Annotated in this window: 21 protein-coding genes; 6 read left to right on the forward strand and 15 right to left on the reverse strand. The window is 72.1% G+C overall.

Annotated elements, in window-relative coordinates; all coding sequences use genetic code 11:
- Window positions 1-50 precede the first annotated feature (50 nt).
- Window positions 51-2,390 carry a D-alanyl-D-alanine carboxypeptidase gene (locus ACIBBD_RS25435; RefSeq protein WP_399421837.1) on the reverse strand — a complete coding sequence of 780 codons (2,340 nt, stop codon included), beginning with the start codon at window positions 2,388-2,390 and terminating at the stop codon, window positions 51-53.
- A gap of 411 nt (window positions 2,391-2,801) precedes the next feature.
- On the opposite strand from ACIBBD_RS25435, the gene ACIBBD_RS25440 reads away from it, so the two are divergent.
- The 3 genes from ACIBBD_RS25440 to ACIBBD_RS25450 all read left to right on the forward strand — a co-directional run bounded on the left by ACIBBD_RS25440 (window position 2,802) and on the right by ACIBBD_RS25450 (window position 5,329).
- Complete coding sequence (locus ACIBBD_RS25440) at window positions 2,802-3,557, forward strand: GPP34 family phosphoprotein (RefSeq protein ID WP_399421838.1); 756 nt, start codon at window positions 2,802-2,804, stop codon at window positions 3,555-3,557.
- 478 nt (window positions 3,558-4,035) lie between these two features.
- Entirely contained in the window at window positions 4,036-4,893 is an 858-nt protein-coding gene (locus tag ACIBBD_RS25445) for a helix-turn-helix domain-containing protein (protein ID WP_399421839.1), read from the forward strand.
- Between the two features lie 244 nt (window positions 4,894-5,137).
- Window positions 5,138-5,329, forward strand: coding sequence for a DUF397 domain-containing protein (locus tag ACIBBD_RS25450; protein WP_399421840.1), 192 nt, complete (start codon window positions 5,138-5,140; stop codon window positions 5,327-5,329).
- Between the two features lie 127 nt (window positions 5,330-5,456).
- Here the strand turns inward: ACIBBD_RS25450 and ACIBBD_RS25455 are convergent, their stop codons facing one another.
- The 3 genes from ACIBBD_RS25455 to ACIBBD_RS25465 form a co-directional block, all read right to left on the reverse strand.
- Entirely contained in the window at window positions 5,457-6,335 is an 879-nt protein-coding gene (locus ACIBBD_RS25455) for a MerR family transcriptional regulator (RefSeq protein WP_399421841.1), read from the reverse strand.
- 64 nt (window positions 6,336-6,399) lie between these two features.
- Complete coding sequence (locus ACIBBD_RS25460; protein WP_399421842.1) at window positions 6,400-6,903, reverse strand: glutathione peroxidase; 504 nt, start codon at window positions 6,901-6,903, stop codon at window positions 6,400-6,402.
- A gap of 69 nt (window positions 6,904-6,972) precedes the next feature.
- A complete protein-coding gene (locus ACIBBD_RS25465; RefSeq protein WP_399421843.1) occupies window positions 6,973-7,947 on the reverse strand; it encodes a winged helix-turn-helix domain-containing protein in 975 nt (324 codons plus the stop codon).
- Window positions 7,948-8,211: 264 nt separating this feature from the next.
- Here ACIBBD_RS25465 and ACIBBD_RS25470 point away from each other — a divergent pair, with 264 nt between their 5' ends.
- The gene (locus ACIBBD_RS25470; RefSeq protein WP_399421844.1) at window positions 8,212-9,411 is read left to right on the forward strand and encodes an MFS transporter; all 1,200 of its coding nucleotides are present in this window, start codon (window positions 8,212-8,214) and stop codon (window positions 9,409-9,411) included.
- 58 nt (window positions 9,412-9,469) lie between these two features.
- On the opposite strand, the gene ACIBBD_RS25475 is transcribed toward ACIBBD_RS25470, so the two are convergent.
- The gene (locus ACIBBD_RS25475; protein ID WP_399421846.1) at window positions 9,470-9,934 is read right to left on the reverse strand and encodes a MarR family winged helix-turn-helix transcriptional regulator; all 465 of its coding nucleotides are present in this window, start codon (window positions 9,932-9,934) and stop codon (window positions 9,470-9,472) included.
- A gap of 134 nt (window positions 9,935-10,068) precedes the next feature.
- Here ACIBBD_RS25475 and ACIBBD_RS25480 point away from each other — a divergent pair, with 134 nt between their 5' ends.
- A complete protein-coding gene (locus ACIBBD_RS25480; protein WP_399421847.1) occupies window positions 10,069-10,899 on the forward strand; it encodes a DUF817 domain-containing protein in 831 nt (276 codons plus the stop codon).
- Window positions 10,900-10,984: 85 nt separating this feature from the next.
- Here ACIBBD_RS25480 and ACIBBD_RS25485 read toward each other — a convergent pair whose 3' ends face one another.
- From ACIBBD_RS25485 to ACIBBD_RS25525, 9 genes are all read right to left on the reverse strand, one after another.
- Window positions 10,985-11,680 (reverse strand): nucleotidyl transferase AbiEii/AbiGii toxin family protein, encoded by a 696-nt coding sequence (locus ACIBBD_RS25485; RefSeq protein ID WP_399421848.1) that lies wholly within the window; start codon window positions 11,678-11,680, stop codon window positions 10,985-10,987.
- Complete coding sequence (locus ACIBBD_RS25490) at window positions 11,677-11,826, reverse strand: hypothetical protein (RefSeq protein ID WP_399421849.1); 150 nt, start codon at window positions 11,824-11,826, stop codon at window positions 11,677-11,679. The genes ACIBBD_RS25485 and ACIBBD_RS25490 overlap by 4 nt, the downstream gene beginning before the upstream one ends.
- Window positions 11,827-12,020: 194 nt before the next feature.
- Window positions 12,021-12,485: a hypothetical protein gene (locus ACIBBD_RS25495; RefSeq protein ID WP_399421850.1), complete on the reverse strand. Its 465-nt coding sequence runs from the start codon at window positions 12,483-12,485 to the stop codon at window positions 12,021-12,023.
- A 225-nt stretch (window positions 12,486-12,710) separates the two neighbouring features.
- Complete coding sequence (locus ACIBBD_RS25500) at window positions 12,711-15,080, reverse strand: protein kinase (protein WP_399421851.1); 2,370 nt, start codon at window positions 15,078-15,080, stop codon at window positions 12,711-12,713.
- 135 nt (window positions 15,081-15,215) lie between these two features.
- Window positions 15,216-16,589, reverse strand: a complete 1,374-nt coding sequence (locus ACIBBD_RS25505; protein WP_399421852.1) for a diacylglycerol/lipid kinase family protein — start codon at window positions 16,587-16,589, stop codon at window positions 15,216-15,218.
- A 103-nt stretch (window positions 16,590-16,692) separates the two neighbouring features.
- Window positions 16,693-17,157, reverse strand: coding sequence for a hypothetical protein (locus ACIBBD_RS25510; RefSeq protein ID WP_399421853.1), 465 nt, complete (start codon window positions 17,155-17,157; stop codon window positions 16,693-16,695).
- Between the two features lie 30 nt (window positions 17,158-17,187).
- Window positions 17,188-17,655, reverse strand: a complete 468-nt coding sequence (locus ACIBBD_RS25515; RefSeq protein WP_399421855.1) for an SHOCT domain-containing protein — start codon at window positions 17,653-17,655, stop codon at window positions 17,188-17,190.
- A 245-nt stretch (window positions 17,656-17,900) separates the two neighbouring features.
- Window positions 17,901-19,250: a hypothetical protein gene (locus ACIBBD_RS25520; RefSeq protein ID WP_399421856.1), complete on the reverse strand. Its 1,350-nt coding sequence runs from the start codon at window positions 19,248-19,250 to the stop codon at window positions 17,901-17,903.
- Between the two features lie 120 nt (window positions 19,251-19,370).
- Window positions 19,371-20,030, reverse strand: a complete 660-nt coding sequence (locus tag ACIBBD_RS25525; RefSeq protein ID WP_399421857.1) for an HdeD family acid-resistance protein — start codon at window positions 20,028-20,030, stop codon at window positions 19,371-19,373.
- 222 nt (window positions 20,031-20,252) lie between these two features.
- Here ACIBBD_RS25525 and ACIBBD_RS25530 point away from each other — a divergent pair, with 222 nt between their 5' ends.
- The gene (locus ACIBBD_RS25530) at window positions 20,253-20,948 is read left to right on the forward strand and encodes a potassium channel family protein (RefSeq protein WP_399421858.1); all 696 of its coding nucleotides are present in this window, start codon (window positions 20,253-20,255) and stop codon (window positions 20,946-20,948) included.
- Window positions 20,949-21,178: 230 nt separating this feature from the next.
- Here ACIBBD_RS25530 and ACIBBD_RS25535 read toward each other — a convergent pair whose 3' ends face one another.
- A complete protein-coding gene (locus ACIBBD_RS25535) occupies window positions 21,179-21,376 on the reverse strand; it encodes a hypothetical protein (protein ID WP_030039028.1) in 198 nt (65 codons plus the stop codon).
- Between the last annotated feature and the right edge of the window lie 166 nt (window positions 21,377-21,542).

Consider the following 21,542-nt stretch of genomic DNA (forward strand, 5'->3'; position numbering starts at 1 on the left):
CCGGGCGGCTGCCCTGGCGGGGTGCGTGAGGGTCGTCCACGGCGGGCGGCTCAGCCGATGCGCGTCAGCTTGTCCGAGAGGCCCGGCTCGACCAGGTCCTCCTGAAGGGCGACCGGCACCTCGACCGCGCCGCCGGAGCCGTCGCCGACGGTGAGCGTCCCCACCTGGGTGCCCGCCTTCGCCGTGTGCGGAACCTCCCCGGAGGCGAACGACAGCTTCGTCGTCAGCCCGGCCCAGCCGACCGCCGTGACGTCCTTCGTGACCACGACCGGGGTGTGGTGGCCCATCTTGTCGTCCACGTACCCGACGACGTCACCCCGCTTGAGGATCTTCTCCGAGACCAGCCCGTCCTGGGCGGCGAGCAGCGCGATCTTGCTGACCGCGTTGACCGTGTCGATGATCGGCGACTTGTGCTGGCCGAGGATCGCCCCGACCACGGTCACGGTCTCGCCGCCGACCTCCTTGGTGGCGGCGAACAGCAGGTTGCCGCCGGCCTTGGTGGTGGAGCCGGTCTTGATGCCGATGGCGTTGTTGTAGGGGACGAGCGTGTTGTAGTTGCGCCACTTCTGACCGGACGGGTCCGTCCACTCCGGCAGCTTGGTGATCTCCACCAGCGCGGGGATCTTCACCAGCTCGTTGCCCAGCTTCACCTGGTCCTCGGCGGTGGAGACGGTGGTCTCCTTCAGCCCGGAGGCGTCGGTGTACGTCGTGTTCTTCATCCCGAGGTCCTCGGCGGCGTCGTTCATCTTCTTGATGAACTCCGCCTCGGTGCCCGCGTCCCAGCGGGCCAGCAGCCGGGCGATGTTGTTCGCCGACGGGATCATGATCGCCGACAGGGCCTGACGCAGGGTGAGCTTGTCGCCCGCCTTGACGGTGTTGAGCGTCGACTCGCCCTGCTGGTCGTAGCCGCCCTCCTTCTCGGCGGTGGCGTCGACGGGGACGCTCGGCCCCTCCTCGCCCGACTTCAGCGCGTGGTCCTTCAGCACGACGTACGCCGTCATCGCCTTGGCGACGGATCCGATGGCGACCGGCTTCTGCTCGCCGAAGCGGTCCATCGTGCCGATGCCGTTGACGTCCATCGCGCCCTGGCCCTCCTCCGGCCACGGCAGCGACAGCTTGCCGCCCTCGAAGGTGTACGAGTCCTTCGCGGTGAGCGTCAGCGCGGTCGCCGGCAACGGCCGTACGGCCTGCACGATCGCAAAGACGATCACCATCAGGATGACCAGCGGCGTCCAGATCTTGACCCGGCGGGCCAGCGTGCGCAGCGGAGTCGGCGGAGGCGGCGGGGTGTTCGTCAGCTCGGCCAGCAGGTCCAGCGGCGGCTTCGGCGGCAGCGGCTGCTGGGTGGTCCGCTCGGGCCCGATCTGCGGGACGACGGCGGTGGCTTCGGCCGGGGCGGCAGCCGGGCCGGCCGGCCGCGCGGGCTCCGACGGCTTCGGCTTACGGGTGGCGGGGTCGTCCAGAGGCTTGAGCGCGACGAACTTACTGGTCCGCTCGGCCTCACCCTCCGACGTGGGCTTTCCGGCGTCCTTGTCGTCCTTGGCGTCGGCCGTGGAGCCCTTGTCCGCCTTGTCGTCGGCCTTCGCGTCCGTGTCGGCCTTGTCGCCCTTGTCGTCCGTCGCCGGGGAGGCCGCCTTGGCGGCGCCACCCAGCTTCAGCATGGTCGTCGGCTGGTCGACGGCGGGCTTGGCGGGGCGCACGGCCTTGAAGACGGCGGTGGGCTGGTCGACGGGGGAATCGCTCCGGGGCTCGGCCGCCGGGGCGGCTTCCGCGTCCTTGTCGTCCTTGTCGTCCTTGTCGCCCTTGGCGTCCTCGGGGGAGGGCTTGTCGGACTCCGGCGCGTCGTCCTCGCGGTTGTCCTCGCGGTCGGCCTGACGGCCGTCCTCGCGGTCGGCGTCCTCGTCGGAGTCCACCGCCCACTTCGGCGCGGGCTTCGAGGAGGGCTCGGTCTCGCCCTCGGGCTCGGTGCCCGGGGCGTCGACCGGCCCGGTGCCGCCGTCGCCGGCGCCCTCGGCGCCGGAGTCCTCGCCGGCCTTCGCCTGTGCCGTGCCCTCGGTCCCGGCCGACGCCTTCGCGGCCGCGTCACCGGCCTTCTCGGACTCCCCGGGCTCCCCGGGTTCCCGGGCGGCCTTCTCGTCCGCCGAGGTCACCCACTGGGCCACAGCCGCCCGCGGCCGCTCGTCCCCGCTCCCGGAGGCGTCGGCGCCCTTCTGGGGGCCCTGCGCGCCATCGGGGGCGGGGGAGTCGTCAACGGCCTCAGAGGCGCCCTGGGCGGCCTCCCCGGGCTCCCCGGACTCCTCGCCCTCCTCGGGCCCCGCGGACTTCTCACGCTCGCCCTCGTCGGAGTCCTCGGCGTCCTCGGCCGGGTCCCCGGTCTTCAGATCGCGCACGGAGAACACCCGAGTCGCCGTATCCACCCCACCGCGCGTCGAAGCCGACGCCTCGCTCTCCCGCGCCACCGTGACCCGAGGATCCCGTGCCTCGGGAACCGTGCCCGCGCTCCCCGACGTCGGTTCTGCCGACGACTCGCGCTGCTTCGACCTGTCGGGGGACTCGCCCGCCACCGATGCCTCCTTCATGTGCCGCACGCCCACCGCGCGCCTGCCGAACCATGAACCGCCGCCCGGGACACCGCCGTCGACGCTGTCCGAACCATGTACCAGTGTCCTGTGTAGCGGGCTTGGCTCCTGCGGTAGACGAGAACGACATACCTACTGGTTCCACTACGAACCGGTCACGCACCCTCGACAGATGAATGTGAGAGGGGTCACCCTGTCATTCATCCACGCGGGGAGGCATGGATGGGCAGGAGCCGCAGAACACTTCCGGAGGAGCTTCTGTTGCTGGCACTGGACCCGGCCACGGGTACCACTGCACAGCCGCAGTCGCTCGACCTTGGTCTGGCCGGAGCACAGCTAGTGGAGCTGGCGCTGGCCGGACGGATAGCCCCAGACGGGGATCGTATCGCCGTGGTGTCCCCACGGCCGACTGGAGATCCGACACTGGACTGCGCGTTGGAGTTGCTGCGAAGGCGTGGCGCTCCGGTTCGGGCCGTCCACTGGATCGGCGGGCCGCGTCTCGGGCTCCGCCAGACCTACCTCTCGCATCTGGAGCGGTGCGGCATGGTGCATGCCGTGGCGGGCCAGATGTGCGGAGTGCTGCCGACGACTCGCTACCAGGCGACGGACACCGACATCAGCCGGGAGATCAGGGCCCGACTGGATTCCGCGATCCGCACCGGCGTACCGCCGGACCCGCGGACCGCGGCGCTCGCCGCACTGGCGCACGCGGTCGGCCTCGGCAAGCACCTGTACCCGGGGAACGAGGGACGCTCGTCCCGGTCCCGGTTGCGGGACCTGATCCGGCACGACCCCATGGGCGGGCTCGTGGCGCACGCCGTGATGGACGTTCAGAACGGCGCCGTCGTCCAGCCGCGCCGCAGCCCGGCCCAGGCCGGCCGCCAGGCCGGACCGGGAGCCAGGCCCGCTCCGGAACCCGCCCGTGGCGTTCCGGCGCAGCCGCACCGAGGCTCGATGGCACGCGTCGTGGCCCACTGAGCCGCAGTCCCACGACGCACCCGAACAGCCCGTACGGCTCGGACAGCCCGTACGACCGGTAAGACCCGTACGACCCGTACGGTCCACAGGGCCTGTACGACCCGCACGACCCGTAAGACCCGCACGGTCCGCAGGATCTGTACCACCCGTACGACCCGTAAGACCCGTAAGGGACGCGGCCCACAGGCCGTCCCTTACGCCCCCGTACGACCCGTAGCACCCGCACACCCCTTGGACCCGTTCGGGAGCCGCCGCGGCCCGCGCGGGGTGGTGAAGCAGTACGTCCCCCGGGGGACACGCCGCGCCACCGCCCCGCGCGGACGCATGTCCGGGGGGCGGCTGATAGAAACGCCTGACTGGCCTGTACCGGCCGCATATCCACCGTTTTCCAGCGGTAGTAAGCACCTTGGTGGCAGTCTGCTCAACAGCAGATACGCAAAGTGTTAGTTGCAGGCACGCAGCCGGAGGTGCACGTCCCGTGGCGTCCAATGTCAATCCCACCGTCCGGCGGCGCCGGCTGGGCCAGGAGTTGCGCAAGCTCCGCGAGGACAAGGGCATGACGGCCGAACAGGTCGCCGACCGCCTGCTCGTGTCCCAGTCGAAGATCAGCCGCCTGGAGAACGGCCGCCGCAGCATCAGCCAGCGCGACGTGCGCGATCTGTGCGGGGTCTACGAGGTCGAGGACCAGCGGATCGTCGAGTCGCTGATGCAGATGGCCAAGGACTCCCGCCAGCAGGGCTGGTGGCACGCCTTCGGGGACGTCCCCTACAGCGTCTACATCGGCCTGGAGACCGACGCGGCGAGCCTGCGCGTGTACGACCCGCAAGTCGTGCCCGGCCTGTTGCAGACCCGTCAGTACGCCGAGACGCTCATCTCGGGAGCGCTGCCGGAGACCGCGCCCACCGAGATCGAGAAGCGCGTCCAGGTGCGCATGCGTCGGCAGGAACGAATCAGCGCCGAGGAGAACCCGCTGCGCCTGTGGACGGTGATGGACGAGGCGGCCCTGCGCCGGGTCGTGGGCAACCGGTCGCTGATGCGGGACCAGTTGGAGCACCTCGTCGAGCAGTCCCAGCTTCCGCACGTCACCGTGCAGGTGATCCCCTTCGAGATGGGCGCGCACCCGGGACTGAACGGCCAGTACGCGATCCTGGAGTTCCCCGACGCGTCCGACTCCAGCGTCGTCTACATCGAGGGCGTCACCAGCGACCTCTACCTGGAGAAGCCGAACGACGTCCAGAAGTACAGCGTGATGTACGAACACCTGCGGGCGCAGGCGCTGAACGTGGACCAGTCCCGCCAGTTCATCGCCGACATCGCCAAGGAGTACGCCCGCTAGTCCGGGCCTCCGGCGCCCCCTGGGCGGGAGGGTGCCGCACCGTACACCTTCACCCGCCCGGGATGGAAGACCCGCCTGGAATATGCCATCCAGTCGAGTGAATAGTCTCTTCGTAAGCCGATGTTGGCGAGTAGCGTCGATCACGCCATCGAGAAACACCGTTGGCGGAAACCGTGCCGTGGGCCCGCAGTCGCGCCCCGCGTACGGCGACAGCAATTCATCACACTGGCAATCCGGAGCAAAAATGGCAATCCGTCAGGGCAACACGGACACGTGGACCAAGTCCTCCTACTCGACCGGCAACGGCGCGTGCGTCGAGGTCAAGTCGCCGGTCGTCGCGGCCATGGCCGTACGGGACTCCAAGGTCCAGGACGGGCCCGTGCTGGACTTCCCCGCCGACGCGTGGAACCTCTTCGTCGCCTCGGTCAAGGCGTAGGGCGAGGATCCTTCGATCCTCGCCCCGTGCCGCGGCTGACGACTTCACTCGCACCACCGAAAGAGCCCTCTCGACGAGCTCGCCGTCCTTGCCGAGGGGGCTCGGCTGGTTACCCCGCGCTACCTGATCACCGCACGGGGAACGCCACGTCGCACACCGGGTCCGTCGGACCCGCCGTGTCCCAGTCGGCGAAGTAGATCTCCCGGCACGGGCCGTCGTACTCCAGGCCCTCCCGCTTCATCCACGCCTCCACCGCCTCGAACGCGGCCAGGATCTGCGGATGGGCGACCTGTGCCTTGGTGATCCGCGTGCGGGCGAGCCGCCTGGCCGGCTCCACCCGGACCGAGACGTCCCGCCCCCGGCCCTGCGCCGCCGCCCACGCCCGTGCCGCCGCCTCGTCGGCGACCGGCACGCACGACTCGGCGGGCCCGTCGCTCTCCATGGACACCTCGGAGTGGTACACGACGAACGGCGCTCCGGTGACACCGCCGCAGGCCGCCGCCCCCTCCTGCAGCCGGCCCAGGGACGCGCCGATCCAGGCGGGCAGTTCGTCCGCCAGCGTGTGCCGCCTCTCGGTGATCACCACCTGCGCGGGTACGTCGACCATCTCGACCTCGAACGTGCCGTACATCTCGGAGCTCCTCCCCGACAGTCGTCCACGGAGGTAGGCGGCGAGTGTCCGCTGGGCCGCGAACCGTGCCTCGACGTCCGCCCAGTAGGCGGCGAGCAGGCCGGCGGCCTCGCTGCCGTCCGCCGCGCCGACCACCTCGGCGATCCCCGCGAGCGGCATGTCCAGCCGGCGCAGCATGGCCACGAGCCGCGCCCGCTCCACCTGCCCGGCGCGGTAGTACCGGTACCCGCTGGCCTCGTCGACGTGCGCCGGGGCCAGCAGCCCCAGCCGGTCGTACAGCCGCAGTGCCTTGGCCGACAGGCGGGCCCGCGCCGCGAACGCGCCGATGGTGAGCAGTTCGTCGTCCCGTACGTCCACCACGTCGTCCTCCGTCACCGGGCGGCCTTCTCCGCCCGACGACGAGCACGCTCCGGCCTGCCCCAGGGGCAAGGTCAAGCGGTCAGCCCAGCTGGGCCTCGACGGCGGCGACGACCTCGGCCGACTCGGGCTCGGTCTGTGGCGAGAACCGCGCGACGACGGTCCCGTCCCGCCCGATCAGGAACTTCTCGAAGTTCCACCGGATGTCCCCGCTGTGCCCCTCGCCGTCGGCGACGCCGACGAGCCGCTCGTACAGCGGATGCCGGCCCTCCCCGTTCACCTCCACCTTCTCGGTCAGCGGGAAGGTCACGCCGTACGTCGCCGAGCAGAACTCCGCGATCTCCTCGGCGCTGCCCGGCTCCTGCCCCAGGAACTGGTTGCAGGGCACGCCGAGCACGGTGAACCCCTTCCCGGCAAACCGCTCCTGGAGCCGCTCCAGCCCCGAGTACTGCGGCGTCAGCCCACACTTGGAGGCCACGTTCACGATGAGGACGACCTGTCCCGCGTACTGGGAAAGCTCCGCGGAACCACCCTTGAGGGCACCGATCTCGACGTCGAGGGGAGAAGCACCGGCATCTGTAGTCATGCCGGGGATGCTAGCCCGAGCCGCCGCTCGCGGGCGCGACCCACCCCGGCCGCGACCGGCCCGCAGGCCTCAGCCCACGGTGCCCCCGCTCGCCTCCACCACCACGTCCCCCGCCCCCGTCCGCGAATACAGCACCGACCGCCCGGCCCTGCGCCGCTCCACCAGCCCCGCCTCCGACAGCACCCGCAGATGCCGCCCCACGGACCCCAGCCCCTGCCCGGTCAGGGCGACCAGCTGGGTCGTGCTCAGCGGGCTGTCCAGCAGGACCAGCACCGTGGCCCGGCCGGCCCCCAGCAGCGCCCCGAGCGCCGCCGGCGCCGCCCGCTCCCGGTGGTCCCCGGCCAGCGCCCCGGTACACGGGTACACCACCGCGTACCGCTCCCGCCCCTCCCACGAGACCCACCCGGTCCGCGGCGTGACCGGCACGAACAGCAGCTCCGCCCCGGAGATCTCCCGAGGCGGGTACTCGTGCAGATTGATCTGGAACCGACTCTCTCCCAGCCACCGCGTCCCCGGCCGCAGCGAGTCCAGTACGGCCGCCCATCCGCCCCGGCTCACCCGCGCGGTCCGCGCGACCACGTCGGCATCCAGCACCCGCCGCCGCCGTTCCCAGTCCGGCCGTACGGCCGCCTCCCACACGTACTCCAGGAGTCCCGCCGCCCGCGCACCCAGATCGTCCCGCTGCAGAACCGCCGGCAACGCCCCGGCGAGCGACATCCGCAGATGCGCGTGGGTGTCGGCGGGACGGGCCGCGCGCACCCGGGCGAGGGTCTCCTCGACGCTCTCCCCGTCCCGGGGGGTGGGCGTCAGGAAGTCAGCGATCCAGCTCCGCCCGAGCCCGGCCCGTACGAGCGACGCGGTCACCGGGTCGGCGGCCAGCCGTTCCCGGTAACCGGGCAGATGCGCCCGCAGCCAGGCCCCCTCCCCGGGATGCGCGGCCACCCCCGCGTGCAGCAGCTTCAGACTCGCGAAGGTCTCGGCGAACGGCGAGATCACGAACCGGCTCCCCGCCAGGGTGTCGGCGTTCACCTGCCACCACCCCACCCGCGACACCCCCCTACGACCCGTACGACCCGTACGACCCGTACGAGGCGACGACTCGACGACCAACCCGTAGACCTGTAGGACCCGTAGGTTTCGTGGGTTTCCTAGGACCCGTAGGACCCGTAGGCCCCGTAGACCCGTAGGTCTCGTAGCACCCGTACACCCGTACGACCGGAGAATCCGCACACCCCCGACAGCCCTACGACCTTTCGCGTACCGGCGAAACAATAACCGCCGCTCCGGGGCCCGGCCGAGACTCCGGGGATGACCGGCTACCGACAGCTCCTGCGCGTATCGGAGTTCACTCCCCTCCTCCTCTCCTCCGCCGCCCACACCGCCGCCCAGACGGCCGCCGGCCTCGCCCTCGGCACCCTGGTCTACCGCGCGACGGACTCCCCGCTCCTCTCGGCGGTCAGCATGTTCGGCCCGTCCCTCGCCCAGGTCCTGGGGGCGACCTTCTTCCTCTCCGGTGCCGACCGGCTCCCCCCGAGGACGGCTCTCGCCGGTCTCTCCCTCGCCTTCGCCACCGTCACCGCCGTCCTCGCCGTCCCCGGCCTGCCTCTCGTCGCGGTCTTCGCCGTCGTCCTCGCCCAGGGCCTGGTGGCGGCCCTCGGCGGCGGTGTCCGCTGGGGTCTGCTCAACGAGATCCTGCCCAAGGGCGACTACCTGCCCGGCCGTTCGGTCTTCAACATGATGAGCGGTCTCATGCAGATCGCCGGCTACGCCACCGGCGGCGCCCTGGTCACCGCCCTCTCCCCGCACCGAGTCCTCCTCCTGGCCGCCCTCCTCCACGCGACCGCCGCCGCCATCGCCCGCCTGGGTCTGACCCCCCGCCCGCCCCGCACCACCGGCCGCCCCTCGGTCGCCGAGACCTGGCGCACCAACGCCCTGCTCTGGTCCTCCCGCCCCCGCCGCCTGGTCTACCTGGGCCTCTGGCTCCCCAACGGTCTGGTCGTCGGCTGCGAGGCCCTCTTCGTGCCGTACGATCCCGCCGCCGCGGGCACCCTGTTCGCGTGCGCGGCCCTGGGCATGCTGGTCGGTGATCTCACCGTCGGCCGCCTGCTCCCGCCCGCCGTCCGTACCCGTGCGGCCACCCCTCTCCTGCTGCTGCTCGCCACCCCGTACGTCTTCTTCGCCCTGCGCCCGGCCCTGCCGTTCGCCGCGTTCTGCGCCGCCGTGGCCTCCGTCGGCTTCGGCGCGACCCTGGTGCAGCAGGAACGGCTGATGGCCCTCACCCCGTCCGAACTCAGCGGCCACGCCCTGGGTCTGCACTCCGCCGGCATGCTCACCATGCAGGGCGTGAGCGCGGCCCTGGCGGGCGCGGCGGCCCAACTCACCTCGCCGGCGACGGCGATGACGGTGATGGCGCTCGCGTCGGTGGCGGTCACCCTGACCCTGGCCACGCTCGGACGCCGCCCTTGGGGCGAGCGAAGGGATCCCCGGCCGGTGAGGGCCACGGGGTGACGCTCACGGCGTGACCTGTACGGGGGATGCCTACGAGGTGACCTCTACGGGGCGACAACTACGCGTCGGCCTCGGGGTTTGTGAACACCTCGGGCACCTTGTTGTCGAGGACGACGCGGGCGAGCAGCGCGGCCAGCCGGTCGCGCTCGGTCCCGCTGAGTCCGGACGGCAGGGACTCGACCCGTCGGCAGGTCTCGTCGTGGAACCCGTGGGCCAGCCGGGCCCCCTCGTCGGTGAGCCCTACGCGTACCGCCCGCCCGTCGCGCGGGTCGGCCTCGCGCCGCACCAGCCCGCGCCGCACCGTCCGGTCCACCAGCCCGGTCAGGCTCGACTTGGCGAGCCCCAGCACCTCCCCGAGCTCACTCATCCCGTAGGGCTGCCGCATGAGGGCGCAGAGCAGCTGTCCCTGCTGAGGGGTGATGCCGTGGGCCCGGCTCGACTCGGCGTACACGGCGTTCACCAGGAACGCCGACCGCACCAGGGCGGGCCCGACACCTATCTGCTCACCTGCGGCTTTACCCATGCGGGAAGCCTAGCCGCGGGGGAGGGACCCGTAGTCCGCGAGGCGTAGGGGGCAGCCGGCTGACGTGCCGGGCCGGCCCGTGGTGCGGCCTCGGCGCAACCCGGAGGGGCGGCAGGGCCGTCCTCTCCGACACCATGTTCACTTCAAGCGCCCTCACCTCGTTGCCCTCACCGGTTCGCCAGCTGCTCGACTTCGCCTGGACGCAGACCCGGGCCTGCGCGTTCGCCATCGCCCTGCTGTCCGGGGTGGCGGCGTCCACGGTGCTGCCACCCCATCTCCCCGTGGCCCGCTACGACCTGCTCCTCGCGTACGGCGTGCTCCTCACGCTGCTGTTCTGGATGCGGGGCTGGGAGGACGGACGGGACATCGCCGTCATCGCCGCCTGTCACGTCATCGGCCTGGCCTTCGAGCTGGTGAAGGTGTCACTCGGCTCATGGAGCTACCCGGAGCCGGCCGTACTGAAGTTCGCGGGCGTCCCCCTGTACGGAGGTTTCCTCTACGCGGCCGTCGGCAGCTATGTCTGCCGTGCCTGGCACCTGTTCGACCTGGAGCTCGTCCGCTACCGCCCGAGGGCGACGGCGCTGGTGGCCGCGGCCGTCTACGTCAACTTCTTCAGCCACCACTGGCTGCCCGACGCACGCTGGCCGCTCGCCGCAGCGCTCCTGGCGGTCACCGCGGGCACCTGGGTGCGGTACACGGTCCGAGGCGTTCGCCGACGGATGCCGCTGGCGTTGTCGTTCGTCCTGATCGGTTTCTTCCTGTGGGTGGCGGAGAACCTCGCCACCTACCTCGGCGCGTGGCGCTACCCGTACCAGCTCGACGGCTGGCAGCCGGTCGGCGTGGACAAGTTCGGTGCCTGGTCACTGCTGATCAGCATCACCTTCGTCCTGGCGGCGGTGCGCCGCCCCTCGCGCCCGGGCACGGGCACGCCGCCGAAGCTCTCCCGCCCGGCGGAGCAGGGCTGACTCGGGGCGGTGCGGGCGCGCCGGTCTGCTCCATGCGACGACCGGACCCGCGCGACGGCCGGACCCGTGACGGTTGCCGGGGGCGTCACTCCTCTTCCGGAACCTCTTCCGCAGCCTCTTCCGGGACGGACGATTCGAGGAGCCGCTCCGCGATGTCGTCCGCCCACTCCTGCGCCCACCGGCGCAGGTCGGCGATGGCCGGGTCGTCGAGTCCGTACGCGGCGAACTCCCTGTCGTCGATGTAGTCGGTGCCGACCAGGCGGGCCTGGACGTCGGTGAGGTCGAAGGTGTCGGGGGCGTGGCGCCGGCCCAGCTCCTCGAGCTCGGGGTGGCTCCAGTGTTCGGAGGCGGCGTGTACGTCGACGAGGTCACGGGCGAGGCCACGGTCGGCCAGTGCGCGGACCTTGGTGCCGACGACGTCCTCGAGGGAGAGGGCCAGACCCAGTTCCGTGGGGACCGGTGGGCGCCAGAGCACCTCTTTGACGACGTTGACCTCGCACTCCTCACGGGTGGCCGGGTCGGTGACGAACAGCCGGGCGGACAGCGGGTCGGTCCCCGACGACCGGACGAGCCAACCGCGTGCCTCCAGTCCGGCTCGGACGGTGGCGGCGATGTCCTCCATGTCGGCCGGGTTCTCGGTGGCCACGTCCACGTCCTGGCTGACGCGCTCCACCAGACCGTGCGCCTGAACGGCGTAGCTGCCGGCGAGCGCGAGCGGGTAGTAGGCGCCCACGTCGAGGAGGTCGGCCAGCAGGCGCCGGTGCGGATCAGGCCGATTCACGCGACGCCCCGGGCAGCGGACGACAGCTGACGCAGGACCAGGCGAAACGTCCCCCACCCGGGCCCGCGCAGCCCGCCGGGCTCCCGGGGCAGCCGCCGGGCGTACGGCGCGCGCCGCGACTCGGACACGGAGGACGGTGAGGTCATGCCCCGATTATCGCGCGGGGGGCCGGGGCGGGGCGGTGAGCGACGTGGCGGGACGCCGATTTTCAGGGCTGGTCGTACATGATGTGGCCGGCCATGCTGCTGACCGACTTGTTCCTCGGTCGCACGGCGATGGTCAGCCGGTGCGGCCGGGCGATGCCCGAGCACGGCGTGGTGGACGCTGTCGACCAAGCGCCTCAGAGGTATTGCTTGCCCATGCCGACAAACCGGCTGATGGCGTCACGGGTCCGCACTCTGAGATCGTCGAACGCGGCTCTGCTGCCGGCCTTGGGCAGCGTGGTGATGTCAGCGAGTACGTCCTCCGCGGTCCGGCTCAGCGTCTCGGCGTCCGTGAGCATCTGCACCCTGAAGAGGGCCTCTTGAGCCTCGGAGCGCAGGTCGTAGGCGCGGATGCGTACCGTGTCCGGGTCCTCCGGCGGTGGCTGCTGGTGCTCACAGAACCAGAGGTGAATCAGGCAGCGGCGGTAGTTGATCAACGCTCCGGCGTAGGTGGAGTAGGCATCGAGCCGTTCCTGCCGGAGCTTCTCGCGGCGGGTGAGTTCATGGCTCCTGTCGGTGGTGCGCTGTTGGAACGCCAGAGTGATTCCCGAGCCGAGCAGCGTCCCCAGGACGGCTATGGCGCTGGCGATGATGGTCTCCATGCCCCCAGCTGACCACGTGAAGCCGAACGGGGTGCGCCGTCGTCCACCTGCGTTCACAGCAGGGGACTCGGTGGGCCACGCGTGGGGCACGACCCCGCACCCAAGAAGGTTCCGCTCAGGGGGAGCACCCTCCTGAGCCGGCCTGCTCTCCGCGCTCCCGGCAGGATCCGAACCCGCGACACCCGCTTTCCGTCGCAGGCCCTCACCACCCACCGACCCACACCGTCATCCGGTCCCGTTCGTCACCTCGCCCGTGAGGCGCTGGACCGTTCCCAGCTGCTTCCACCTGCCGTCGACCAGGCGGTCGACCCACACCGGACGGCTCTGCGCCTGGTGCCCCGTGAAGGAGTAGCGCCCGAGGAGCCCGTCGCTCACCACCGTGCCGAGCGCGGCCCGCAGCTGTGGACGGAGGCTGTCGGCGGCCGGTCGTACTCCGTCACCCAACACCCGGTCGAGGCCCGCGGCGATCGCGAGCGTGCCGTCGTACAGCTCGGCCGCGCCGCGGTAGCCGAGCAGTTTCCTCAGGTCGGCCGAAGCCGTGCACAGCTGGGGGAACTCCGTGCAGTCGGGCTTCTGCCGCTCGTCGTGGAAGGTGCGGAAGCGAAGGCTGCCGTCGGGGAGTTGTTCGTCCTGCCCGGCGAACATCTCGAAGTCGTCGCCGGTGTCGCAGGCCGAGGCGTAGCGCGCGTGGACGGCGATCAGCGTGCCGCGTTTCCGCACGGTCGGGACGACGGCCTCTTCGCCGCTCCGCAGGTCGGACACGGTCACGGCGTCCGGCCGCGCGGTGTCCAGGTCCGCTGTGATCCGGCTCGCCGTCAGGTCGTCGGTGCCCTTCTGCGAGGGCAGTGGCAGCGCGGTGAGGCCGGCTTTGCGCAGACCGTGTCCAAAGGTGTCCTCGTCGGTGTCCGTGTCCCAGTAACTCTTCGACGTCTCCACGACCTTGCTGACGCCGTACGCCCCCGCGAGGTAACGGGCCGCCTGCCGCCCGACCTCGAACTCCGTCGCGGGAAGGGCGTACTCCCCGTCCGGTCCGCCACCGCCCTCGCAGGTGTCGACCACAGCCATGTCATCGGCCCAGTCGGTCTCGATGTCCGAGAAGTCGTCGATCGCGCCGACGAGGGCGATCATTCCCGGGTGCTGCTCCAGCAGTTCCTCCGCGGGCGTCTGTCCGTAGTCCTGCACCGACACGACGTTCACCGGGATCTTCCGCCCCGCCCTGCGTTCGGCCTCCTTCAGCGCGGCCTTGACGACCTGCGTGGTGATCCGGGGATCCTGCCCGTCCTCGTCGTCTCCCCAGTGGTACGCCACACCGAGCGTGTACGACGTCGGAGCCGCGGAGGTCTTGTCGGTGGCCGGAGCCTTGGCCTGACCCCCGTCGTCGGCGCCGTCCGAGGACGCCAGGCTCAGGCCTATGCCGGCCGGGATGCCGAGGGCGAGCAGAGCGGCGACGGCGGCGAGGAGAGGGGTGCGGCGGGTGCGTCGCGGAGCGGAGGGGGACGGGGAGGAGGGAATCCAGGGTGACTGCGCCGAGGTCTGTTCGGAGAGGACGGCCCGGGACACCGGCCGTGGGGCGGCGGGCGGCTTGGCGTCCTCGGGGCCGGATTCCGGTACGCCATCCGCGGGCGCCACGGGAACAGGTCCCGCCTCCGGTCCGGGCGCAGGAGCCGGGTCCGTCTCCAATCCGTGGGCAGGAGCCGGGTCCGTCTCCGGTGCGGGCGCAGGAGTCGGCTCCGTCTCCGCCACGGGCGCCGGAGCGAGTGCCTGAGCCACCGCCTCGATCCGGGTGAGCGCGGCCTTCGCGTCGCGGGGCCGGTCGTCCGGGTCCTTGGCCATGAGGTCGAGGATCAACCGGTCGACGTCAGGCGTGAGTTCGGCACGGGCCCGACTGGGCCGCAGGGGCTCGTCGTGCAGGTGGTTGTACATCACGCCGGCCGCGTCTCCGACGAACGGGGGCCTGCCGACGAGGAGTTCGTAGAGGACGCAGCCCACGGCGTAGAGATCGGTACGGCCGTCCCCCCGGCGCTGGCGGAAGCGCTCGGGCGCCAGGTACTGAACGCTCCCGAAGGGCAGCCGCCCGGTCTGCGTCACGTGCGGGTCGTCGGCCCGGAACTCGGTGAACCTGGCGATGCCGAAGTCGACGATCTTGGCGGCGCCCTCGCCGGTGACCATGATGTTGGCCGGCTTGATGTCACGGTGGACGATGCCGGCCCTGTGCGCGGCGTCCAGGCCCCGGCACACGTCCGCCATCCACCGCAGCGCGTCGGCGACGGCCACCCGTCCGCTCTCCCGGAGGACCTGCTCCAGCGTCCGCCCCTCGACGAGCGCCATCACGAGGTACGGACTCCCGCCGTCCGTCCCGTGATCGTGCACGGCGACGATGTGCGGGCTGTCCAGCGCGGCGGCGACCCGCGCCTCGCGCCGAAAGCGAGCCAGCGACTCCTCCCGGTCCACGCCCTCGGCCCGCCCCGCGAGAAGAATCTTGACCGCCACGTCACGGCCCAACTCCCGGTCCCTGGCCCGCCAGACCTCCCCCATGCCGCCGGAGCCCAAGAGCTCGACCAGTTCGTACCGATTGCCAAGTCGTCGTCCGCGCACGCGTCAGGACTTTACGACGGAGGCACGACGCGGAGGGCGCCGGGCGGTGACGGACCGGGGCGGGCCGGGGGGCGACGTAGCCGTCCAGGACCAGGTGGGCCGCAAGGCCGGCCGGTATCTCTTTGTCGAGTTCGGTCAGGAACTTCCTGGGACTCCACCGGGCGGTGACGGCGGTGCGGTGAACCGGTGACCTTTGCGGAGTTCGTGCTGTCCCCGGCCCGTGAACGGGCGGCCCAGCGCCAGCCGTGTCACGCGCGGCCAGTCGGCCGCCGCCCCGCCCGCCCGAGGCGCACCGGGGCGGCGGCGCGGCACGCGGACCCGGAGTGCCCCGGGCGCGCTGCGGCACACGACGGGGGACGGCAGGACGACGTGTTCTCCGTCGATGCCGGCCGGGAGGGTGTCCGTGTCGGCTTCGACGACGACCTCCGCGGCGTTCAGCCGGATGAGCCCCCCGGAGCGCGGACCGCGCACCACGCGCGCCGCCTGAGCGGTGTTGCCGACCCGCACGCACACCACCCCGAGGAGTCCCGAGTCCAGCCGCCTCCTGCGCCCTGGATGGGCCGCGTCGACGGCCCGCCCGTAGGGATTGTTGCTGACGAGCAGCGCCTGAAGTCCATCGACGTACGTCCGGTCGGCCCGCGTCCGCAGTCTGGGCGCGTCCTCGCCGGTGAGGAGGCCGGGGAGGGTGCGCAGGGTCGTGCGGGCCTTGGCGTCCCGGTAGGCGGGGTCGGTGACGACGTACGCGTACGTGCCGAACGAGGCGTTGTTGACGAAGACCCGGTCCGCGGCGTACCCGAGGTCGATGCGGAGTTCGACGCCGTGGGTCAGGGCTTCCAGGGCGGCCGCCGGATCGTCACGGTCGAGGCCGAGATCGAGGGCGAAGTGGTTGCGGGTACCGGCGGGAATCACCACGAACGGCAGGTCGTGGCGCGCCGCGACCTCGGCCACCAGCGCCTGGGTGCCGTCGCCGCCCGCCACCGCCAGCAGGTCGGCTCCGTCGGCGACGGCCTGCCGGGCCAGCCCGGCGACATCCTGGCCCGCGTCGAGCAGGGCCACCCGGCAGCCTGCGGCCCGGGCCTTCTCCACCAGGCCGAAACGATCCACCTTGCCGCCGCCGGAGCGCGGATTCATCAGGACCCAGGGGGCGTGGGGCGCCTCGACGACAGCCTGTCCGGAAGCGGTGCGACCAGGTGCCAGGGCCGTGCGTGCCGCCGTGACGGCCAGCAGCCACAGGCCCAGGGACAGCACGGCCGGCCCCAGCATGCCGTACGTGGCGTACAGGGCGAGGACAGCGACCGGCGCGATCACCGACAGCGCCGCCCCGAGGGCACGGAGCGCACCGGTGTGGGCCAGGGTCCACCACACACCGACGGCGGCGAGCGCCAGGCCGGCGATGCCGGCCAGCGCCCACAGCACGCTCCGCAGACCGGCGGCGACGAGCGGCACCAGGATGCTGCCCAGCAGGGCGAGCACGGCGAGGCGCGCCAGTCCCGCACTGCCCTGGGACACCGTGGCGGTCCCTGCCTCGCCCGATCCCCTCGCGTTCCCGCCGCCGTGTGATCCCACCTGCCGGCCCTTCTTCCGCCGCACTCCTCCGCCTCACGCTTGCGCCTCACACCCTGTTCGGTGGGCGCTCATCGGGCAGCGGGCGCTCCTCGGACAGGTCGAAGAGGTTGCCGCGCGGAACCACGCACAGGGCCCAGACGATGAAGCCCGAGAGCGCGATCATCACGACCGACCACACCGGGTAGTACGGCAGGGAGAGGAAGTTGGCGATGATGACGAGTCCGGCTATGGCCACGCCGGCGACGCGCGCCCACACCGCGGTCCGGAGCAGCCCGATGCTGACGATCACGGCGACCGCGCCCAGAGCGAGGTGGATCCAGCCCCAGCCGCTCAGGTCGAAAGCGAACACGTAGTCGCGCGTCGTGATGAAGACGTCGTCCTCGGCGATGGCCATGATGCCCCGGAAGATGTCGAGCAGGCCGGCGAGGAAGAGCATCACTGCCGCGAAGGCCGTCAGGCCGGTTGCCCATTCCTGCTTCGCCGTCTGTGCCGGGGTGTGTGCCGCGGTCATCTTGCGCCTCGATTCGTGGTGTGCGGATGCTCAGCGACGGGGCGTACGGGCGGTGGAGCCGGCGTGCTCCGCCGAGCCGTGGCCGGTCAGGACCAGTTCCTTCGCCCGGCGGAACTCCTCGTCCGTGATGTCGCCGCGGGCGCGGATCTCGGACAGCTTGCTGAGTTCGTCGGCGCTGCTGGGCCGGCCCGGGCCGCCCGCGGCCTCCCTGATGTGCGCGTCGAAGGCTTCCTGCTGGGCTCGGGCCTGCGCTATCTCCCGGCGGCCCATGTCCTTGCCGCGGGCGATCACGTAGACGAAGACACCCAGGAAGGGCAGCAGGATGGTGAACACCAGCCAGCCGGCTTTCGCCCACCCGCTCAGCACGTCATCGCGGAAGATGTCGACGACGATGCGGAAGAGCAGGACGAACCACAACACCCCCAGGAAGAACAAGAGCATGCTCCAGAAGACGCTCAGCAGGGGATAGTCGTACGCCAGGTACGTCTGCGCGCTCATGTCTCTTCTCCGTTCCGGGCGCTCGCCCGGCCGCCGTTGGGTGCTGTCTTCAGCGTGGGGGCGGTCAGGGCCGGACGGCCTCACCCGACGCGGGTGAACCTGCGGGCGGCCCCGGCACCCGACGGACGCGCTCCCGCGCGGCAGGACCGGGCTTCTGCCCGCGTTCGGCGGGGGACGGCGACTGTCCCCGCTCCACCGCCGGGCGCCTGCCGGACGCCGGGGCGGGGCCGGATTCCCGCCCCGGCTCACGGGGCCGCCGCCCGGTCCTCGTGCCCGGCGGTCGGGCCCGCGGCGGCCGCGAGGACCGCCACCACGACCAGGACGGCCAGAACGATGCCCAGAACGAGCGCCACCGCTGCGACCGTGGGGTGGTTCCAGAGCACCAAGGCCAGCGCTCCGGCCGCGATGACGCCGCCGGTGGTCCATGCCCGGTGGTCCGCCAGTCGGCGTCCGGTGGACCCGGTGTGCACCCCGGCGCTGCGCAGCCCCCGGCCGGCGGCCGTCGTGCTCCGTACCGCCGTCGTGCGGACGGCGCGGGCGGGGCGCCCGGGACCGTACAGGTACGCGGCCAGTGCCGTGATCACCGAGACGACCAGCAGGGTGCGCGTGCTGTCGCGCAGGAACCGGACGAACGTGTCGAAGATCGCCGCGGCCGCGTCGGTGGGCAGCGCCGTGGGCGGGACCGAGTCCAGATACACCCGTCGGACCACGGCCAGCGCGACGAGCAGCACCACCATCATCACGCCGACACCCGCCGCGGTGACCAGCAGCATCACCCGATGGGACGGAGCGGTCCACACGGCGAGCGCGGCGAGCACGACGGTCAGGACGGGCAGCCAGGTGCCGAGGATGTCCAGCAGCCGCATGGTGTCCTGCGCCTTGCCCAGTTCCTCGCTCTGGAACAGCGTGATCGTCCGGTCGGTGTCCGGGATGGCGGCCGCCTTGTCGAAGCCCGCGTCGACGAGCCGCTCCCGTACCTCGTCGACGACCGCTCCCACGTCCAGTTGGACGGTGTCGCCCTCGGCGCGCACGGCACCCTCCCTGGCACCCGTGAGCATGTTCACCACCGCGGCGTGCGACCGCCGGTTGGCGCCCTCCCACACCTGCTGGAAGGCGTCGCTGGTGATCACGCGGGTCACAATGCGGTCCACGACGGTCCTGACCGCGTTGCGCAGCGGCCCCTCGAGGGACTCGGCCCCCTCCAGGACGCGGGGTGGCGCGCCGGCGTCCTGGAGGGCCTTGGTGAGCGAGGCCGTCACCGCCGCGACGTCCACGTTGGCCACCACGCGGTCCGTGAGCCGGTTGATCACGACCTCCTGCACGGGCGGTTCGGACGCCAGCGGCGCGACGGTCTCCACGTACCTGTCGGTGTCGGAGACCGTGTCCTGGACCCAGGCCGCGACCACGGCCAGGGGGGCGAGGAGCAGGGCCAGCAGGAGGAGGACCGAGGAGCCGGCCTGGCGTACCCGCCGGTGGCGCATCGCCGCGTGACGGCGCAGTCGCTCGTACTCCGCTCGCTCCTCGGCGGTCATGACGTGTTCCTGGGGCGAGGTTCCGCCGGAGTCCGGCGCATCCGGTGTCGCGGCCGGGTTCATGGGTGCTCCTCTCCTTCTGCGCCGCTCCGGCCGTGACGGTCGCCGCTCGGGACGACGGTGGGGGAGGCGACCACAGGGTCAGGTGTGTCCGCCGCGTCCGCCGGAGCGGCGGACGCGGTGTCAGGCCGTCTCGGTGGAGGCCCGCGGCTCCGTGGGGTGCGTCTTGCGGAGCGCGGCCCGCCACGCGAGGGCGACCACCGCCTCGCCGAGACCGAGCAGGACGAGCCACAGGCCGAGCAGCCGGGTCAGGGCGCGGGCCGACTCGGCCGGCAACGCGAGCACCACGATCCCCGCGACGATGCCGAGCACCGCGGCACCCAGGACGACGCCACGGTGCGGCAGGTCCTCGGCGGCAAGGGCCGTGTAGAGGGTGAGGATGCCGGACACCAGCCAGACGACCCCGACGATCAGTGAGAGGGCGGTGATCGTCTGCAGCGGGTTCCGCAGGCACAGCACCCCGGCGAGGACGTACACCACGGCCAGGAGCAGCCCCGGAAGCCGTTCGTGCCCCGCTCGCGCGAAGACGTCCACGAACCGGAACGCCCCGGCCACCAGCAGGTGCAGGCCGACGAGGACCGCCAGGACGTGCAGGGTGGCCTCCGGCCAGACCAGTACCAGGACGCCCAGCACCACCGTCGTGACGGCCGAGCCCAGCAGCCAGGTCCATGAACGGCCGAGCCGCCCCAGTGCCTGCGCGGGGTCGCCCGTCGGACCGGGGGCCGCCCCGTCGGGCTCGTGTTCGGGTCCGGTGCGTGATGCCGGACCACGCGGCATGGTCATGGCTCCTCCTCGCGTGATCGAGCGGTCGTTTTCCCGGGCCCGCCGACGGGGCGGTGTGTGAGGGGGCGGGGGGCGAGGACACGTCCGCTCCAGGGTTACGCCTGTCGCCGGGGGCCGGGTCACCCGCCACGGGTGATCCGCCGACGCCGTCGCCGCGGTGAGGTGGGATCTCCGGCGTCCTGCCCCTCGGCCTTCCGGCCGGACGGAGTGAAGAGATACGAGATGAGCGATCCGAACACGGCCCGGACACACCGCGACCGGCCCGGTCCGGACACGCTCCGGCGGCCCCGCTCCCGCCGGTGGGCGGTGGCCGTCGCCGTCGCCCGCGCCGTGTTCATCGCCGTCGGCCTCGTCCTCGCCTACTACCTGCTGCCCCTGACCGAGCGCCGTACGGCTGGTGCGTCGGCGCTGCTCGTAGGCGGCCTGGTGGCGGTGCTGCTGATGTTCGGGTGGGAGGTGCGGGCCATCGTGCGCTCACCCCACCCGCGCCTGAAGGCCGTCGAGGCCCTGGCCGCCACGCTGGCGCTGTTCCTGGTCCTCTTCGCCGGCGCCTACTACCTGCTGGACCGCTCCGCCCCCGGCTCCTTCAGCGAGCCGCTGACCAAGACGGACGCCTTGTACTTCACGCTGACCACATTCAGCACCGTCGGCTTCGGGGACATCACGGCACGCTCCCAGACCGGGCGCGTGCTGACGATGGTGCAGATGGCGGGAGGACTGCTGCTCGTGGGCGTCGCCGCGCGGGTGCTGGCGAGCGCGGTCGAGGCGGGGATGCGCCGGCAGCAGCGCCTTGGGCCGCAGGCTCAGCCGGGTTCCGGTTCCGGTACCGGTGCTGGAACCGGAACCGGGACCGGAACCGGTAGCGGAGCCGGTAGCGATGCCGATGCCGGGACGACGGACCGGGAGACCGGACCCTGACCGTAGCCGGCGCCTTCACCGCCTCCCGGTCACCGGCCGAGTGAGCGGCGTAGGGCAGGAACGCGCGGGCCGGGACTTCTTCCCGTGCGCCGGTTGGGGGACTCGAAGGGCTCGCACCGCCGATCAGGGCGGAACGGCGCTGAGGCTCCCGCCCGTCAGCACGCGAGGCCGCCCGGCACCGCACCCGGCCGCCCGGCACCGCACACCGCCCGGTCCCGGTCCCGGCCCCGTCACTCCGGCAGCTGCCGCATCTCCACGACACGCAGTCCCAGTGACTGGCAGCGTGCCAGCAGCCCGTACAGGTGTGCTTCGTCCACGACGGGGCCGAACAGGACGGTCTGGCCGGACATCACGACGTGGCCCAGCTCCGGGAAGGCTTTGGCCAGCGTTTCCGACAGGTGTCCCTCGACTCGGATCTCGTAGCGCACGAGCTGTCCTCCCGTGGACTGCCCGGGACAGGTGGACTGCCTGGGGCAGATGGACTGGGCCTGGGACAGGGGTACTGCCCAGGACGGGTGTACCGCCTGGAACAGGCGGACGGCGCCCCTCCCTGCGATCGTGCGCTTCCGCGCTCCGTCGTGCCTCACCCGGTGG

This window comes from Streptomyces sp. NPDC051315, from assembly GCF_044455165.1.
GTDB lineage: Bacteria > Actinomycetota > Actinomycetes > Streptomycetales > Streptomycetaceae > Streptomyces.

Bases quoted from the DNA above. Each gene is read 5' to 3' on its own strand.
- ACIBBD_RS25440 (WP_399421838.1), top strand. From the start codon at position 2,802: ATGGGCAGGAGCCGCAGAACACTTCCGGAGGAGCTTCTGTTGCTGGCA.
- ACIBBD_RS25450 (WP_399421840.1), top strand. From the start codon at position 5,138: ATGGCAATCCGTCAGGGCAACACGGACACGTGGACCAAGTCCTCCTAC.
- ACIBBD_RS25460 (WP_399421842.1), bottom strand. From the start codon at position 6,903: ATGACTACAGATGCCGGTGCTTCTCCCCTCGACGTCGAGATCGGTGCC.
- ACIBBD_RS25470 (WP_399421844.1), top strand. From the start codon at position 8,212: ATGACCGGCTACCGACAGCTCCTGCGCGTATCGGAGTTCACTCCCCTC.
- ACIBBD_RS25475 (WP_399421846.1), bottom strand. From the start codon at position 9,934: ATGGGTAAAGCCGCAGGTGAGCAGATAGGTGTCGGGCCCGCCCTGGTG.
- ACIBBD_RS25480 (WP_399421847.1), top strand. From the start codon at position 10,069: ATGTTCACTTCAAGCGCCCTCACCTCGTTGCCCTCACCGGTTCGCCAG.
- ACIBBD_RS25490 (WP_399421849.1), bottom strand. From the start codon at position 11,826: ATGACCTCACCGTCCTCCGTGTCCGAGTCGCGGCGCGCGCCGTACGCC.
- ACIBBD_RS25495 (WP_399421850.1), bottom strand. From the start codon at position 12,485: ATGGAGACCATCATCGCCAGCGCCATAGCCGTCCTGGGGACGCTGCTC.
- ACIBBD_RS25510 (WP_399421853.1), bottom strand. From the start codon at position 17,157: ATGACCGCGGCACACACCCCGGCACAGACGGCGAAGCAGGAATGGGCA.
- ACIBBD_RS25515 (WP_399421855.1), bottom strand. From the start codon at position 17,655: ATGAGCGCGCAGACGTACCTGGCGTACGACTATCCCCTGCTGAGCGTC.
- ACIBBD_RS25520 (WP_399421856.1), bottom strand. From the start codon at position 19,250: ATGAACCCGGCCGCGACACCGGATGCGCCGGACTCCGGCGGAACCTCG.
- ACIBBD_RS25525 (WP_399421857.1), bottom strand. From the start codon at position 20,030: ATGACCATGCCGCGTGGTCCGGCATCACGCACCGGACCCGAACACGAG.
- ACIBBD_RS25530 (WP_399421858.1), top strand. From the start codon at position 20,253: ATGAGCGATCCGAACACGGCCCGGACACACCGCGACCGGCCCGGTCCG.